This is a genomic window from Clostridium sp., assembly GCF_051278035.1.
In the GTDB taxonomy this organism is placed as follows: domain Bacteria; phylum Bacillota; class Clostridia; order Clostridiales; family Clostridiaceae; genus Clostridium_AD.
The window spans coordinates 1-15,715 of sequence record NZ_JBNMNU010000101.1 but is presented as its reverse complement, the minus strand read 5'-3'; the positions used below and the strand labels follow the sequence as shown (position 1 = coordinate 15,715).

Genomic DNA, 15,715 nt, shown 5'->3' with positions numbered 1-15,715 from the left:
GAAGTAGTTTTTCTGTTATAATGTCTACCACCATGGTTGCAATGCTTGGAGCACTGCTTAAACCTGGAGATGCGATTCCTGCTACATTAATAAAGTTTTTAGCATCTTTGGATTCTTCAATTATAAAATCATCTGTGTCACTTGTTGATCTATTACCTGAGAAAGAAGTTATAACCATATTCATAGGAAATGGCGATTGAATGCTCAATTGAGCTGTTAAAACGATATTATCAATGCCCTCGCGAGTCGTATTAAGGTTAGTTTTATCATCTAAGTCCACCGCATTTGGTCCAATTAAAAGATTACCATCAACAGTAGGGGTTACTAAAACTCCTTTTCCAAGCTCTGTTGGAAGCTGGAAAATAGTCTTTTTTATTAAATCCCCGACAGTTTTATCAAATAAAACATATTCTCCTCGTCTTGGAGTTATATTTATTTTGTTCTTACTAACCATATTATTCATTTCACCCGAATATAGACCTGCTGCGTTTATTATTATTTTTGTTTCGATATCAGCTTTGTTGGTTTTTATAAGATAACTACTTGAAGTCTTTTCTATATTTTTAACCTCTGTTTCAAACTTGAATTCAACTCCATTGTTAAATGCGTTTTCGGCCATAGCAATAGTCATTTCGTATGGACAAACTATTCCTCCGGTTGGAGCATATAATGCACCGACGCAGTTATCAGTTATATTACTTTCCATCTCTCTAACCTTATCACCATCAAGAATAACTAAATCAGGTACACCATTTAGTTTACCTTGCTCAAGTAGTTGATTAAGATCACCCAAATTTTTCTTATCGAAACAAAGAACCAAAGAACCATTCCTCTTAAATGGGAAATCTAATTCCTTTGCAAGTTTCGTAAACATCGCATTTCCTGTTACGTTTAATTTTCCTTTCATACTACCTGGCTTAGCATCGTGCCCTGCATGGACTATTGCACTATTTGCTTTTGTCGTACCAGAAGCTACATCACTAGATTTTTCAATTACGCATGTACTTAAATTATATTTAGATAGTTCTCGAGCTATCGAACAGCCAATAACACCAGCGCCAACAATTGTAACATCATACATTATTTTACCTCCTAAATGCACAAAAAAAGAGAGAGCCTTGACTAATAGGTATAAAATACCTATGCATCAAGGCTCTCTTTTTCTCTGCCTTTATTTGTTTATTTATTTTTAATATATTTATTTATTAATTAATTAATTGGTTAAAGCTTAGCATAATAAAAATAATAATGCAAGTGTTTATTTAAACGATTTCATACTCCTATTTTTGATTTTGTAAATTTATTTCTATTACAACTCAAATAGAAAGGACTATTGAGTTTTACAGCGAATATATATTATGTGCAATAATATCAATATTAGCACTAAAAGTAAGTTATTAAGTCAACATAGGAGGAGGATTATTACATTTTGTAGCAACTGTGGTTGTAAAATCCAAGAAAATGGTTTATTTTGTCCGGATTGTGGTACAAAGGTAAATCAAACTTCAAACCCAAACCAAAACTCAAATTTAAATAAAGAAAGGATTAAACAAACATTTGATAATGCTAAATCATTTACAAATCAAATTAATTTTGCTGAAATAATTAACACTCTTAAAACCTCGGCATTAAATCCAGTTTCTGGGAGCAAGCAGTTTGTAACCAAAACTCAGAAAAATCCTGTAATCATTATTACTATTATTCTAACACTTCTACAAGGTATACTTGGAGCTTGGAGAATCAATCAAATTACTAATAGTTTACAAAGTATCGCCTCAAAATTACTCCAAAATTTATCTTCACTAGGTAGTTTATTTGGGCAAAGTTCACCTTTTGATTTCACTTCCGGTGACTTAGAATATTTAAACCAAAGTATATATCAATTAAAGTCTTTTATTACTATACCTTATGTTAAAATATTCTTTGAAAATTGTGCTATATTCCTAATATGGATATTAGTATTATTTATTTTCATATATTTTGGTATAAGCATATTGGCAAAAGCAAAATGTACACCATTCACAGTATTTAAAGCCGTATTAGTTTCTACCTTACCTATTTTAACTTGTAAAATCATTTCAATTATATTTTCTTATTTTTCATTAACCTTAGGGATAGGTTTTATTATTTTAGGTGCACTAATATCAATTACTACCTTAACGATTATAATTAAAGAGTGTTTGCAAATAAAAGAAAACATATGTGTTTTAATTGTATCAATCTCATTTTTGTTTGCTTTATTAGCATTTTTTATAGGATTACGAAACATTATCTCTTCTAATATATTAGATATAGTTAAAATAGCAATAAATTCATATTAAAAAACTCTACTTATTTGATAATATACGATCGGGGGCTTAAATTGAAATTTTGTACTAATTGTGGTAAAGAAATTAAAGACGAAAAACTTTTTTGCACTTTCTGTGGTAATGATTCAAGAAAAGAAGTTGCTAAGGAATTTGCGGATGAAAGTACTGACGAAACTATTAATGACGCCATTCATGACACAAATGGCACTAATTACGAAATTGAACCATCTTACGACGACAATTTAGCTACTACTGCATCTGAGGAAAATAATCGTACTAATTCCAAATTATCAAACAAAACTAAAATCGTTATGGCAATATTGGGAATTTTAATAATAGCAATAATTAGTATTGTTAAAGTTGGTAATTCATTATCTGATCCTAATAGGCTTGTAACAAAATTTGAAAATGATGTTGCATCAAATAATGTTTCTGATTTAGCAAGCATAATGTATTCTACTGATGCCAGAATGAAAGTAGATAGTGAAAGTATTTCACCGTTACTAGCTTATTTTAAAAGTAATCCTTCATATTTTAATGAAGTTATTGAAAATTTAAAAAATGATGTTAGTAATCTAAAGATTACTAATAGCAATAGTGTAGAACCAATCAATACAATAACTCTAGCTAATAACGGGAAAATGTTTTTTATGTTTCCACGCTACAAAATAAGTATTAAACCCTCTTTTGTTAATATAACTACCACTGTTAAAGATGTTACTTTTTCAATTAACAATACGCAAATAGGTAAAAGCGATACTGACAATTCCACCAAACAATTTGGACCGTATATTGCTGGCACTTATTCTATTTTAGCTAATTATAAAGGCAAATATGTTACCCTAAGTAAGCCTTTTCCTGTGGATCTTGTATCTACTAATAATGGTATAGCAGAATTAACTGTATTTGATGATATGAATTATTTAAATATTTCTTCAGATTATATGGATGCTGATATTTTTATAAATGGAAAAAATATTAATATGAAGGTTCAAGATGCTACAGATTTTGGCCCTGTAGATAGTTCCACAAAAATATACGCTACATACGCAAATGCAGGTAAAACACTTAAAAGTGAGGAATATATAGTTTTACCTGGTGATACAGACCTTTATTTAAGCTTTCAGAACTCTACGAATGCACTAAATAACGTAAAAAGTCAATTAAAAGATCTTTTAAACTATTATACTTCTTATTTTACAGAGGCTGTTAATACTAATAATGTTTCATTAATTGACCCCTACGTAGCTTCTGGAAGTATCCTATATAAACAGCAACAATCTTATATACCAAAAACATATACCGCTGGAATAAAAGAAAGCATTATTTCTGCTAATATTACGGATTACAGCATTAGTGATGATGATGAATCTGGAAGTGTAACTACTTCTGAAGTTTATACCATAGTAGCTAAAGATGGAACGTATTCTAATAAAACTTTTAAGTATGTATATAAATTTCTATATAATGATACTACTTCTAGTTATCAATTCACAAACATAAAATAAAGCCTTAGACTCACCACCGCGGTGGTGATTCTAGTCAAAGGAATAAATTTAAATAAAGTGGAGGTAATCTTAACAAACAGAACTTATCCACTGCGTTACCAATTTTTGTAACAAGACCTGGCCCAATAACCCATAGCCATCAACTTAAGGATTGAAATATAATCCTTAGGTTGATGGCTATTATTATTTTATAAATAGAAAATGTTATATGGGTTAAAATAGAATTTTTTCAAAATAATTAACAAATATTATGAATTTTAGGTGCAGTGAACAAACATACAATTAAGCTTCTGTTATTTCAATGTCATCTAATATTAATGCTAGTTTTTTTCTGTCTTTTCGTTTGCATTTTAAACCTAATCTTATTATTAAATTAAAAATCCTTAATAAAAGATTTTATACTATTATTTCATCATTAAGCGTACTCTTGAGCTCAACGAATTGGTGACTTAAAGCCATTCTTTGAATTGTTTCTTAATCAAATAGTTTTTGCGGATTTCTTGTGATTATTCTCAGTTTCTTATTCATTATTGGACCTCATTCTACTTAAATTTATATAAAAATAACACATAATAAAATCGCATATTACTTAAATTAATATGAAAAAATAAAGAGTGTAATTTGTTTACATATAAGGGGTATTTAACTCTTGTTTTTAAAATTTAGGAAAATCAAATAATTATTTTAAAATTAATTGGTTTTGTTAGGTTAATGCCTTGGAGTTGGAGTGATTCTATATCCAGTTGGAGTCTTGAATTCCTCTCTTAAGCAAATCTTCTGATTCAATAGTATTTATAGTTCCTACAATATATAGCAAATTAATTTCGCTCATAAAATCTCCTGGGAAACATGAACAAACTGTAAATACAATTTGTTTTACTATTAGCATTTATAAAGTTACTTTCCATAAGACGAAAAAAGTTATTATTAGATTTAAATCACTAATTTTAGTCCGCATTTTAGTCCATATTTTAACTGTAAATAAAAATTTGTATCGCATGAAATGACTTAAATTATTTATGAACATGCAAAAAAGCAAAATTGACAATCTTTTAAGTAGATGTTATCATTAGAAAATATTAACTAAAGATCGAAAAATTTAAGGGGGAATCACAATGAAAAAAATATTAACGAAAAAATTAATTGCAACGTTGGTAGTTTCAATTTTCACTGCATCCCTAATCGGATGCAGTAGTACCAATAATTCTAAGGATTCAAAGGATTCAAATAAGAACCAGACATCTACAACTTATACTGAACCACTTGATGGTGCATTGAGTGATTATACATATAAAGTAGGAACTTCCGGTACATATGCTCCATTTTCTTATTTTGATACTGATGGAAAAACCTTGATAGGTTTTGACATGGATTTTCTTCATGAATTGCAGAATGTTTTAGGATTTAAAATTCAAGATGGTAAGGCACAAGCAATGGACTATAGTCCACTTACCACATCCATTGCTTCAGGCAAACTTGACATTGTTATGGCAGCGCTTTGTGCAACAGATGAAAGAAAGCAAGCAATGAATTTTACAGATACTTATTATAATGCAGGCCTAACAGTAGTTATTAACAAAGACGCTAGTCCAAAGGGAATAACAGGAATTGACAGCATTAAGGATGGTAAGTATAAGATTGCAGTACAAAAGGGAGATGCTAGTCATCTGTACCTAAATGCTCTTAAGATTCCTACTGACAGTTTTGAAGTACATGATTCTATTACAACAGTACTTCAATCACTTGAACAAGGTAAGGTAGATGCAATGGTTTATGATGCACCTGGTACTGCCTACTATATTGCACATAAAGAAGATACAAACCTTGAATTGGTTGGAAAGCCATTTGCTGAAGACCAGGCACCTTATGCGATTGCAATTTCAAAGGATGCAAGTGAAAAAAACCCTGAATTAGTAAGCATTATGAACGCAGCAGTAAAACAAATGAAAGATAATGGAACAATTGATAAATTAAATGAAAAATGGTGTAATTAATCAATATATAAAAATTTAGAAAAAAGGCTTTTTCAAGAAATTCATGTAAATGCTTAAGGTACATTGCAAATCATGAATTATTGAAGAAGCCTTTGTTTTAAAAAGTATCAGGATAAATTTATTAATTAAGAAAGGAGTATATTATGGATTTAAGTTTTCTAACTGTATTATTCCCCATGCTTCTTAGGGGATTTAAAGTAACGCTGATGATTTCAGTATTCGGTATTGTGATTGGATTTGTATTAGGATGTGTTTCTGGCTACGCACTTCAGTGTAAAAATAAATTTGCAAAGGTTATTGCTAATATATATATATGGATTATTCGTTCTACACCGCTACTTGTACAAGCTTTATATATATACTTTGTTATACCGGAAATTACAGGTATAGATTTGAGTAGTAATACTTCAGGAATTATAGTTATATTTTTGAATTCAGGAGCATTTATTGCTGAAATAGTACGTGGTGCTCTAGAAGGGATTGATCCTGGTCAGGAAGAAGCAGGATTGTCACTAGGTCTCACACCGTATCAGACTCTAATGCATATAATTGTTCCTCCTGCTTTTCGCTCAATGATACCAGCTTTGTTCAATCAGTTTATTATTTCTGTTAAGGACACGGCAATACTTTCAATAATTGTTGTAAATGAAATAACAAAACAAATCCAAAATTATGCAGCATTAAGTTTTAACACTATACAGGCTTATACTGCGGGTGCTATCTTCTATATGATGATAATCTCAGTTCTTATTATCATCCAAAAAGAAGTTGAAAGGAGGATTAAATAATGAATAATTTACTAAAAATAAATAAATTATCTAAAAACTTTGGTGATTTAGAAGTTCTTAAAGATATTAACCTAGAAGTTGAAGAAGGGGAAGTTATTTGTATTATCGGTCCTTCGGGTTCAGGTAAAAGCACTTTGCTTCGGTGTATTAACCAGTTGGAGTTACAGTCTGGTGGAAATATATACTACAAGGATAAAAATATTGGTAATAATGGCCATGATCTGAGAAAATATCGTGAAGAAGTTGGTATGACCTTTCAAAACTTTAACTTGTTCCCTATGAAAAATGTTCTGAAAAATGTTATGCTTGCACCAGTTTTAACCAAGAGACATTCAAAAGTTAAAGCTGAAAAAAAAGCACTTGAATTACTTGAAAAGGTTGGGCTAGCAGAAAAAGCAGATTCAATGCCTTCTACACTGTCTGGTGGTCAGCAACAGCGTGTTGCAATAGCTAGAGCGCTTGCAATGGAGCCCAAGGTTTTACTTTTTGATGAGCCTACATCTGCATTGGATCCGGAGCTTGTTGGAGAGGTTCTTGAAGTTATGAAGACCCTGGCCAATGATGGTATGACTATGATAGTGGTAACTCATGAAATGGAATTCGCAAAAGAAGTTGCAGATAGAGTTATCTTTATGGATGATGGATACATTGTTGAAGAAGACGTTCCGGCATAAATGTTCACAAATCCTAAAAATGAACGTACGAAAAGTTTCCTTTCAAGAATAATTGGAGATGATAATTAATGAAAAGATATTGTGTAACAATTAATCTACAATTTGGAAGTCTAGGTAGAGTAATTGCAAAGGAACTATCTGGAATACTTGGAATAGAGTATCATGACAAGTATATCGTTGAGGCTGCCTCAAAGAAGTTGAATATGCCTATATCAACTATCAGCATGATCGAAGAATCAAGTATTAAATCAAGTTTTTCCAATGTGATGTCTCCTTTAGGAAATATTTCAACAGCTAAGCAACATAAGTTATTTGATGTCCAGAGGAGGATAATACTAGATTTGGCTGAAAAAAAATCATGCATTATTGTTGGCAGATGTTCGGATTTCATTCTTAAAGATTATAAAGAATGCTTAAATATATTCATATATGCTCCGAGTAAGGCACGTTATAAAAACTGTGTGGACACAATGAATATGAAGCCCCTGGAAGCAGAACGTATGATTGCAAAAGTTGACAAAGCAAGAGATAGTTATTATAGATGTTATGCTGGATATTCTAATGAATCCATTAAGCACAGACATATAATGATTGACAGTAGTTTGCTTGGTGTTCACGGAACGGCGCAGGTTCTGGCTGATATGATAAAAAAACGATTTGAAACATCTTAATAACCTAAAGTATAACAAAGAATATAGACACTTTATTATTTATAACCAAATAATAAAGTGTCTATATTTTTTAGTTTTTATTAATTAATTTTTCTAGAATTATATTAGCTATTTTATGGCTTGATTGAGGATTTTGACCGGTTACAAAATTTTTGTCTACAACAACTTTCTCTGTAAAATCAGCAGCCTTATTAATAATTGCTCCTTGCTGCCTTAGTCTACTCTCTAATGCGAAAGGAACTTTTTCTGATAAACCAGCAAGCACCTCTTCAGTATCAGTAAAGGCAGTTAAACTTTTACCATCTACAAAGTATTTTCCATCTTTATTTTTAATGTTAGCAAAAGCTGCAACGCCATGACATACACCAGCTACAATATTTCCATTGTTATAGGAATTTAAAATTAAATTTTCTATATTCTTATTATTTACGAAATCAATTAAAGGACCGTGGCCACCTGCAAATAATACAGCATCATAAGAGTTTTTCATGGTAGTTTCTAAAGACTGTGTATTCTCTAGTAATTTGTAAGCCGCTTCATGTTCTTTAGGAATTCCATTTGGAATAGAATTTTTATCCAATATTACTTTTCCGCCTAAAATTGAAGCGATGTCTACTTCTAATCCAGCTTCTTTAAATATATTGTATGGTTCTGCAAGTTCCTCTAACCATAATCCAGTTGGATGTCCATTCATATTGCTTTCACTTGTAGAAATTAATAATATTTTTTTATTCATATTCTTTCTCCTTTTTAATACATTATTTTATACTTTGATTGTAAATCGTTTTGATAACTATTTTCATATCTTTAAATATTGTAGAATCATATTAATAGGAAACAAATTCATTGAAGCCTTTAAAACAAATATTGATATTAAAAGACCAATATCATATACACCTAATAATAAGGCAATTAAAGTTATCCTTAAATTTAAATTTACTATTTTTTTCTATTCTAATACTCTTCTTAATATATGTTATTAAATATATTATATTCTTTGTTGTTATAAAATTCAACTAAATAATAATAATTATTATTTAGTTATTATTATTTAGTTATATTTAAAAATTTATTAGCAAATAAAAAATTATAAAACACAAATTATAGCCCTATCCAATGTGTGGAAAAGAAAGGATAGTCCTTCACTTTTTCATAAGATTGCTTTAAAAGTATTACATCAGCCTCAGTTAATGGCTGTTCTAAACATTTTTCAATATTTTCAACAACAAATGAGAAATTCACAAAATCTCCTGGTGGAACCAATGTATCAGCTCCGAGAGAAAGCGTATACTTCATAGCAGCAAGTCGGAGTTCCTTGTTTTCTACATCTATTGGTTTGCACCAAGACTTCGGAAATTGTGAACGTTTCCTCTCATCTGGGTTCAGCCAACGACGTTCTATCATTTCTTTCATGCCAAGAATTCCCATGCCTTTTTCTTTTGCTGTTTTGCATAATTGCGTTCCCATATCATGTCCAATATTCATATGCCAATTCAGTGGAAACAGTACAGAATCAAAGTCATAAAGTGACATCGCTTTCAAAGCAACTGCCTGGCTATGACATGTAATTCCCAATTTGCGCACCAGTCCCTGTTCCTTTGCTTTTACCATCATCTCCATAACGCCTCCAGCACCGAATGCCTGATCCACTTCTTCTTCACGAGTAAGCGCGTGCATTTGATAAATATCAAAATAGTCAGTGCGAAGCAATCGAAAGGACTCTTCAAACTCCTTTTGGGCATCTACTCTCATTCTGCAACCGGTCTTGCAAGCAAGATGTATATTCTTACGATATGGAACAAGGGAATTTCCGAGTTTCTCTTGTGCATCTCCATATGATGGGGCAACATCAAAATAATTGATGCCACGGTCAATTGCCCATGATACATATTTGTCAGAAGCACTTTGACCATCTTCCATAGAAACTATACCGCCATATACCACTGGTGTAATTTCAAAGCCTGTATTACCAAATTTTCTTTTAATCATAATTTAACACCCCATTAATTTTTTTAGTATAAATCTGTAATAATTACCTGTGAATTTTTTTAAATGATTACATACCTTTACAATATTAAAGCATTGAAAATGAAGGCGTCAAACATGTGGGGATGTATATTTATACAAACCTAGTCTTAGAGAAAAGTTTCTAATGGAAAAGACTAATCGAGTCCATCAACGGACATTTATTATTAATTAAAAATAAATGTTTACAAATATTAATTTCTGTGTTATTATTAGTTCATAAACAAAGAAACAGAATTAAATTGGTAAAAGAGGTGGAAGAAATTCCACATAGATATTAACTTTCATTAGATAAATTAAAAGAATCGCTAATAGAAAGGGGATAGTCCAATGTATCAAATTAAATCTTCAGAGTTTTTAGAGGGTAGTAGAATTTTATAAATAAGAGGTCTTTAAGATATGTGATAAGACAAAGGAAAATTACTTAAATTAAAATGAATTACTATACTCTAGTTATTTTAAAATTAAATATATAGATATATTAGAAGGGAATTCATTTAGTGAATTCCCTTTTATTTAGATTATGAGTATAATAACATTTAAAGCAGGCGAAATAAATGTAAAAAATTAAAATTTTTAAAGATAAAGATGAAATAAAGCGACAAATAAGAGATATTAACTATTCATATAAGTGAAAATTTCAAAAGCGTAGTAAGTTTCAGTATTCTCCAATTGATTATCATCCTCCCAATAATAAGATTTTTATGATTTTATTTCTTAATCATAATATACAAAGGAATTAAGAATTTATGAGGTGGACTTTATTTGACTTTAATAATGAAGTAGTACTTATTTACAAAAATGTTACGCTATATAGAGGAAATTGGAAATTAATGTAGAAATATAGTTTATGGATGTTTAAATAAAATGGTAATGAAAGGGGTTAATATAATGGAAAATAAAATTGTAAACTGGGGTGTAATCGGGTGCGCAGGAATTGCAGATAGTGCGGTCATTCCTGGAATAAAAGCTGCAAGTAACGCAAAACTCTATGCTATTTCCAGCAGGAATAAAGAAAAACTTGAGGACTACAGTCAAAAACATAAACCGGTTAAATCATATCAGAGTTATAACGATCTACTTGATGACCCAGATATTAATGCAGTCTATATACCACTTCCCAATTCACTACATTGTGAGTGGGTTATAAAAGCCGCTGAAAAGAAAAAACATATTCTTTGTGAAAAGCCTCTAGGCATTACATCTAAAGAAGTAGAGGTTATGCGAGAGGTTTGCGAAAAAAATGGCGTGCTCCTTATGGAGGCATTTGCTTACAGACACAGTCCTCTAACACTTAAAGTTAAAAGTCTTGTGGAAGAAGGCATGATTGGTAAGCTTAAATTTATCGAAGCTAATTTTAGTTATGTTTTGACTGATATGAGCAATGTACGTATGAATAAAACCCTTGGAGGTGGAGCTACCTATGATGTTGGAAGCTATAACTTCAATATCATTAGACATATAGCCGGTTCTGAACCAATATCCATATTTGCAACTGGAGAGATGGGAGAAAAATCATCTGTAGATGAGTCTAGCTGTATAATGATGGAGTTTAAAGATGGTTTGAAAGCTGTTTCATATTGCTCTCTTAATAGTATGGATCGATGCGGATATACCATAGTTGGAGAATCAGGAGTTATAGAAGTTCCTGTAAAGTTCAATAGTAAGGGTACTACTAAAATAATTTTAAAAAGAGAAATTGGAATTGAAGAGATAAATATTGATTGTCCAGATAACTACATGCTTGAGGTAGAGCAATTCGGAAGATGTATTACTTTAGGTGAGAACCCTCTTCTTACTTTGGAAGATTCATATAATAATGCAAGAGTTATTGAAGACTCACTAAATAAGATTGTTAATAAAAATTAATAGATTCGGTAAAAGGTGGGGTAAATCGTCTGGAAGTTTGAGGCAATCTAATTATTGGGGGTCAATAATTAGATTGCCTCAGTTATTACTACTGTGGGAATACTTATGTATGTGTTATAGAAAAAGGCTTGAATTTGAAACATGTGATTGCTTTGAAAATCAAATACAATCACAAAATACTATTATGAACCTTTTACTTAGTTTTATTCGTAACCTTTTTCATGGCCTTGTTAATTTCTTGGTCAACAGATTCATTATAGATGTCAGCGTAAGTTTTTGAATCTTTGATTAGATCGTCGCAGAAAGCCGCTACGTCACTGCCCGTTACTTCGAGCACGCCTTTCCCAAAGGCCGCGCCCTCTTCAAAAAAATCGATAATCCCTGAGAGTAAACCTATCCCGTCTGTTAGCTGGGCAGGGCCGACCTTATAAAGATATTTTTGAATCTCTTTATAAACAATCTGATAATATTTCGGGAGCGATTTGACACGCGCCACGTGCGTACGCCATTCTTTTTTGCCTTCGATGATATCTTGTATTCTCATTTTATCCTCCTATTCACCTAATTTTTTAGCAATATTATTGCTCAGTTGCTTGCGCCACTTGTCGCGAAAAGACTTTGCCCCATCTTCAACCACCAGCGCTGAACAGAAGCCTTTGATATCGTCACCCAAAACCTCTTGTACACTCTGGCCGTCCGCATCCGTTTCTTCGAGCAGGCCAAGCACACCGTCAAGAATTGGCATGAGGTTGCGACCGGTGAAATCTGCGTGCAGCCAAAGATTAGCTTTAATTTTTTCCCATGATGCTTGATAATTAGGCGATAGTTTTTTAGCCCTAGATTCAAAAGTTTTCAATTCTTTGGTAATGTCGCTTCCAGTGATTTTTTTTCCGAAAATTCATTTTTTCTTCTCCTTTAACTGGTTGATTTTTGATGATACGAATTCCCATTTTTCCCAGAACCTTCTCAGCTCCTCACGCCCCGCGTTATTGAGCTTGAAAAACTTTCGCGGCGGTCCCATATCTGATGGCTTTTTTGTAATTTCAACTAATTTATTTTTCTCCAGTCGCACCAAGATTGTATAGACCGTTCCGTCTACGACATCTGAAAATCCGAGCGCATTCAGCCGCCTAGTAATCTCGTAGCCATATGTTTCCTCATGACTGATGATTTCAAGAACAGAGCCTTCCAGTACACCTTTTAACATTTCCGTGATATTTTCCAAATGATTCACCTCTTCACTATGTAGTATTACCGGTATTTAGTATAACTTACTACTTCTATATAGTATCACGTAGTAGTAGTAAGTCAATATTAATATGAAGGTTAAATTAAAACTACTAAAATCATGAAAGTTATGGATTTGAAAATAACGGAGACGTGAGAAGGGGGTACGGCAACGATACACGAATCGTTTTTGCACCCATATATGGTACACTATAAAAGTTAATTTTTGATAAGTTTTCATTGAAAAAAAGTCTTTTATTACAGGTGGTTTTGGAGGGAAGAATTGAATGTAAATAGCAGATTGACATATAGTTTTGAAAGGAATACAATATGAATGAGTTCATATTATGTTGGTTTGTATCTCTAGGAGGCACTATGGCAAGAATTGGAAAAGAAGAAAAGGAAAGAATAAGGAATAAAATAATTGAGGTATCAAAGCGAAACTTTGTAGAATATGGGTATGATAAAACATCGATTAATACAATTGCTAAGGCTGTGGGAATTGCAAATGGAACCATATTTAATTACTTTGAGAGTAAAGAGGAAATCTATTTGGCTACAATAATTAGTAATTCTAGCGATATTAAAACTACGGATTTAACTCTTGAAAAAAAAGGTTGTATAAATGAACAATTAATAAAAATGCTAGAAGATGATGTAATGAAATCACTATCATTAGAAAAAGAAGTGCTTGCAGAAATAATATTTGTCTCCTTAAAACTGAGAAAACGTAAAGAAATATCCTTTAGCGATCTAGTCAATTTAGATAGAAGTTATATAGATAAGATAGAATCGGTACTTAATCTACATGGATATGATAATGCAAGGCTTGCAAGTGAAATTATATATAACAATATTATTTCTGAATGTTTATTATATTTGTACACTGAATCAGTATCAAAAACAGCTCTACTAAAGGAAATACAGAATAAAACGCTTGCAATATTAAATGGTTTTCAAATGAAAGATGAATGATTATGGGAAATGTTATTGTAATAATTGTATTATGTTTATTGATTGGTTATGTGTTGTTGATTAGTTATGGTTTGTTTTTAAAAAATGAGGGGCAATATCCTTTTGTGGAGGCTGATCTTGTAAAAAAAGGTGGGAAATACGCTAGAAACTCAGATGGTAGAATTATCGAGTATTTTACATATGGAAAATTAACAGATTACGACTATGTTGTTATTAACATGCATGGTTCAGGATTAGAAGCAAAATATGAATGTGAATTTTATTCATCTGTATGTGAAGGGTTAAATGTAAAAGGGATTTTGATTAGTATGCCAGGATGTGGATATTCAGACATACAGCCAGGAAGAGTTGTATATAATTGGGCTAATGATGATTTAAGAACAGTGCTTGAAGCGGAAGATGTCAAGGAGTTTATGATAACAGGGCATTCTCAAGGCACAATACATGCTATGGCAGCTGCCAAATATTTTGGGAACAGATGCATCGGTTTAGGGTTGTATGCGCCATTTATTCCTAAAAACCAGTTGAAAGACAAAAAAATAAAAAGTGTAATTGGAGATGGGTATGTACCCTATACAAAAACCCTTGAGAAAATATATGGTGCATAATTCTTTTCTATAATTCATTTAAGTTTAGTTGTGTTCTTAAAACAAACTGGGAAAGCTGCAATTAGAAAAATTGGAAAAAGAATTGATCTGAGTAGTTCTGTTTCAAATAGATTTATAGATGCGATGCAACGTAGTGTCGTTAGAGGGAGTATAGGTGCAAGTTATGAATCGACTCAGGATGTGGCATTTGAATTTGGTTTTGATTTGTTCTCAATTAACAATGAAAATATAGTAATTTGGCATGCAAAAGATGATAATGAGTGCCCTGTTGAACATTCGCATTTATTAAAAGAAGCATTTGAAGAAAATTGCGGAAGAGAAGTGGTATTTAAGAGTGATGATGAAGGATTTGGCCATTTAACATATGCACAAGAAAAGTACCAAATACCAGAGTCTTCATTAATCTTTGAACTTATTAAGAATATCGAAATTCAGAGTGCTTAAGGTGGATTGTGAGTTGTAACGCTGTGGATAATTATACGAAGAATAGTTAAGAGGAAAGTAGGCATGTTATCTATATAGGTATATTACTTGTAATGATTATTGGTTTTTTAATTTATGACTACAAGAAGTTTATAAAAAAATGTAAAGAGAAGATAGAAAGTTATAATTTTATAGAACGAAATATGGAAAAGTTAAGTATCTAGATATTGGAGATGAGAAGAACCCACTAATTCTGCATGTAATTCAATTGATTTTACATTTTTTATGTTTAGTCCATAGTAGCCTGGTCTATTAATTGATATAACACGAAATCCATTTTCTACTAACCAGTCAAATGCTAAAACTGAGTCCAATCCCGCTCCGCCACCACCGCAAAATAAATCTACGATGAAGTATTGAAAGTAGAGTATTGTTCACTACTAATGTTAAAAAAATAGATATAATATTAATATTATATTCCAGAAGAGAACTTCAACAGGTTTTATGTTGAGGTTCTTTTTTAGTGTGCCAGGCATGGCAATTAACTAGGTGGTGAAAGTCCATTGTGGGGGTCTGTAGTTACCAACCACTAGCTGAAGACAAGGTATCCACCGTGAGGTGTGAGCTGGAGGAAGTCCTAGGCA

Annotated in this window: 17 protein-coding genes; 10 read left to right on the top strand and 7 right to left on the bottom strand. The window is 31.6% G+C overall.

The annotated features are described in order from the left end of the window. On the bottom strand, nucleotides 1-1,081 hold a 1,081-nt coding region (locus ACJAX4_RS14865), incomplete at its 3' end, for an NAD(P)/FAD-dependent oxidoreductase (RefSeq protein ID WP_435790241.1). A 277-nt stretch (nucleotides 1,082-1,358) separates the two neighbouring features. On the opposite strand from ACJAX4_RS14865, the gene ACJAX4_RS14860 reads away from it, so the two are divergent. The 6 genes from ACJAX4_RS14860 to ACJAX4_RS14835 all read left to right on the top strand — a co-directional run bounded on the left by ACJAX4_RS14860 (nucleotide 1,359) and on the right by ACJAX4_RS14835 (nucleotide 7,944). Next, on the top strand, nucleotides 1,359-2,321 hold the full coding sequence (locus ACJAX4_RS14860) for a hypothetical protein (RefSeq protein WP_435790240.1): 963 nt from the start codon (nucleotides 1,359-1,361) through the stop codon (nucleotides 2,319-2,321). A gap of 41 nt (nucleotides 2,322-2,362) precedes the next feature. After that, entirely contained in the window at nucleotides 2,363-3,817 is a 1,455-nt protein-coding gene (locus tag ACJAX4_RS14855; protein ID WP_435790239.1) for a zinc ribbon domain-containing protein, read from the top strand. A 1,115-nt stretch (nucleotides 3,818-4,932) separates the two neighbouring features. Next, a complete protein-coding gene (locus ACJAX4_RS14850; RefSeq protein WP_435790238.1) occupies nucleotides 4,933-5,811 on the top strand; it encodes a transporter substrate-binding domain-containing protein in 879 nt (292 codons plus the stop codon). Nucleotides 5,812-5,954: 143 nt separating this feature from the next. After that, nucleotides 5,955-6,599 carry an amino acid ABC transporter permease gene (locus ACJAX4_RS14845; RefSeq protein WP_435790237.1) on the top strand — a complete coding sequence of 215 codons (645 nt, stop codon included), beginning with the start codon at nucleotides 5,955-5,957 and terminating at the stop codon, nucleotides 6,597-6,599. Next, the gene (locus tag ACJAX4_RS14840; protein WP_435790236.1) at nucleotides 6,599-7,273 is read left to right on the top strand and encodes an amino acid ABC transporter ATP-binding protein; all 675 of its coding nucleotides are present in this window, start codon (nucleotides 6,599-6,601) and stop codon (nucleotides 7,271-7,273) included. Before ACJAX4_RS14845 ends, ACJAX4_RS14840 begins: the two co-directional genes overlap by 1 nt. Nucleotides 7,274-7,341: 68 nt before the next feature. Further along, nucleotides 7,342-7,944, top strand: coding sequence for an AAA family ATPase (locus ACJAX4_RS14835; protein ID WP_435790235.1), 603 nt, complete (start codon nucleotides 7,342-7,344; stop codon nucleotides 7,942-7,944). A gap of 70 nt (nucleotides 7,945-8,014) precedes the next feature. Here the strand turns inward: ACJAX4_RS14835 and ACJAX4_RS14830 are convergent, their stop codons facing one another. Further along, a complete protein-coding gene (locus ACJAX4_RS14830; RefSeq protein WP_435790234.1) occupies nucleotides 8,015-8,680 on the bottom strand; it encodes a type 1 glutamine amidotransferase domain-containing protein in 666 nt (221 codons plus the stop codon). A gap of 365 nt (nucleotides 8,681-9,045) precedes the next feature. Further along, the gene (locus ACJAX4_RS14825; protein WP_435790233.1) at nucleotides 9,046-9,933 is read right to left on the bottom strand and encodes an aldo/keto reductase; all 888 of its coding nucleotides are present in this window, start codon (nucleotides 9,931-9,933) and stop codon (nucleotides 9,046-9,048) included. 927 nt (nucleotides 9,934-10,860) lie between these two features. Here ACJAX4_RS14825 and ACJAX4_RS14820 point away from each other — a divergent pair. Further along, complete coding sequence (locus tag ACJAX4_RS14820; RefSeq protein WP_435790232.1) at nucleotides 10,861-11,838, top strand: Gfo/Idh/MocA family oxidoreductase; 978 nt, start codon at nucleotides 10,861-10,863, stop codon at nucleotides 11,836-11,838. Nucleotides 11,839-12,031: 193 nt separating this feature from the next. Here the strand turns inward: ACJAX4_RS14820 and ACJAX4_RS14815 are convergent, their stop codons facing one another. Genes ACJAX4_RS14815 through ACJAX4_RS14805 form a run of 3 tightly spaced genes read right to left on the bottom strand, consistent with a single transcriptional unit; the run spans nucleotide 12,032 to nucleotide 13,063 of the window. After that, nucleotides 12,032-12,382, bottom strand: coding sequence for a DUF1048 domain-containing protein (locus ACJAX4_RS14815; RefSeq protein ID WP_435790231.1), 351 nt, complete (start codon nucleotides 12,380-12,382; stop codon nucleotides 12,032-12,034). A 9-nt stretch (nucleotides 12,383-12,391) separates the two neighbouring features. Further along, on the bottom strand, nucleotides 12,392-12,736 hold the full coding sequence (locus ACJAX4_RS14810) for a DUF1048 domain-containing protein (RefSeq protein WP_435790242.1): 345 nt from the start codon (nucleotides 12,734-12,736) through the stop codon (nucleotides 12,392-12,394). Further along, on the bottom strand, nucleotides 12,737-13,063 hold the full coding sequence (locus ACJAX4_RS14805) for a PadR family transcriptional regulator (protein ID WP_435790230.1): 327 nt from the start codon (nucleotides 13,061-13,063) through the stop codon (nucleotides 12,737-12,739). It lies immediately after the preceding gene. A gap of 377 nt (nucleotides 13,064-13,440) precedes the next feature. On the opposite strand from ACJAX4_RS14805, the gene ACJAX4_RS14800 reads away from it, so the two are divergent. Genes ACJAX4_RS14800 through ACJAX4_RS14790 form a run of 3 tightly spaced genes read left to right on the top strand, consistent with a single transcriptional unit; the run spans nucleotide 13,441 to nucleotide 15,092 of the window. Continuing rightward, a complete protein-coding gene (locus ACJAX4_RS14800) occupies nucleotides 13,441-14,040 on the top strand; it encodes a TetR/AcrR family transcriptional regulator (RefSeq protein WP_435790229.1) in 600 nt (199 codons plus the stop codon). 2 nt (nucleotides 14,041-14,042) lie between these two features. Then, nucleotides 14,043-14,648, top strand: coding sequence for an alpha/beta fold hydrolase (locus ACJAX4_RS14795; RefSeq protein ID WP_435790228.1), 606 nt, complete (start codon nucleotides 14,043-14,045; stop codon nucleotides 14,646-14,648). A 30-nt stretch (nucleotides 14,649-14,678) separates the two neighbouring features. Next, on the top strand, nucleotides 14,679-15,092 hold the full coding sequence (locus ACJAX4_RS14790) for a hypothetical protein (protein WP_435790227.1): 414 nt from the start codon (nucleotides 14,679-14,681) through the stop codon (nucleotides 15,090-15,092). A 191-nt stretch (nucleotides 15,093-15,283) separates the two neighbouring features. Here ACJAX4_RS14790 and ACJAX4_RS14785 read toward each other — a convergent pair whose 3' ends face one another. Beyond that, nucleotides 15,284-15,445 (bottom strand): hypothetical protein, encoded by a 162-nt coding sequence (locus tag ACJAX4_RS14785; RefSeq protein ID WP_435790226.1) that lies wholly within the window; start codon nucleotides 15,443-15,445, stop codon nucleotides 15,284-15,286. Nucleotides 15,446-15,715 lie beyond the last annotated feature (270 nt).

Bases quoted from the DNA above. Each gene is read 5' to 3' on its own strand.
- ACJAX4_RS14840 (WP_435790236.1), top strand. From the start codon at position 6,599: ATGAATAATTTACTAAAAATAAATAAATTATCTAAAAACTTTGGTGAT.
- ACJAX4_RS14815 (WP_435790231.1), bottom strand. From the start codon at position 12,382: ATGAGAATACAAGATATCATCGAAGGCAAAAAAGAATGGCGTACGCAC.
- ACJAX4_RS14835 (WP_435790235.1), top strand. From the start codon at position 7,342: ATGAAAAGATATTGTGTAACAATTAATCTACAATTTGGAAGTCTAGGT.
- ACJAX4_RS14830 (WP_435790234.1), bottom strand. From the start codon at position 8,680: ATGAATAAAAAAATATTATTAATTTCTACAAGTGAAAGCAATATGAAT.
- ACJAX4_RS14820 (WP_435790232.1), top strand. From the start codon at position 10,861: ATGGAAAATAAAATTGTAAACTGGGGTGTAATCGGGTGCGCAGGAATT.
- ACJAX4_RS14860 (WP_435790240.1), top strand. From the start codon at position 1,359: ATGTGCAATAATATCAATATTAGCACTAAAAGTAAGTTATTAAGTCAA.
- ACJAX4_RS14800 (WP_435790229.1), top strand. From the start codon at position 13,441: ATGGCAAGAATTGGAAAAGAAGAAAAGGAAAGAATAAGGAATAAAATA.
- ACJAX4_RS14825 (WP_435790233.1), bottom strand. From the start codon at position 9,933: ATGATTAAAAGAAAATTTGGTAATACAGGCTTTGAAATTACACCAGTG.
- ACJAX4_RS14795 (WP_435790228.1), top strand. From the start codon at position 14,043: ATGGGAAATGTTATTGTAATAATTGTATTATGTTTATTGATTGGTTAT.
- ACJAX4_RS14850 (WP_435790238.1), top strand. From the start codon at position 4,933: ATGAAAAAAATATTAACGAAAAAATTAATTGCAACGTTGGTAGTTTCA.
- ACJAX4_RS14845 (WP_435790237.1), top strand. From the start codon at position 5,955: ATGGATTTAAGTTTTCTAACTGTATTATTCCCCATGCTTCTTAGGGGA.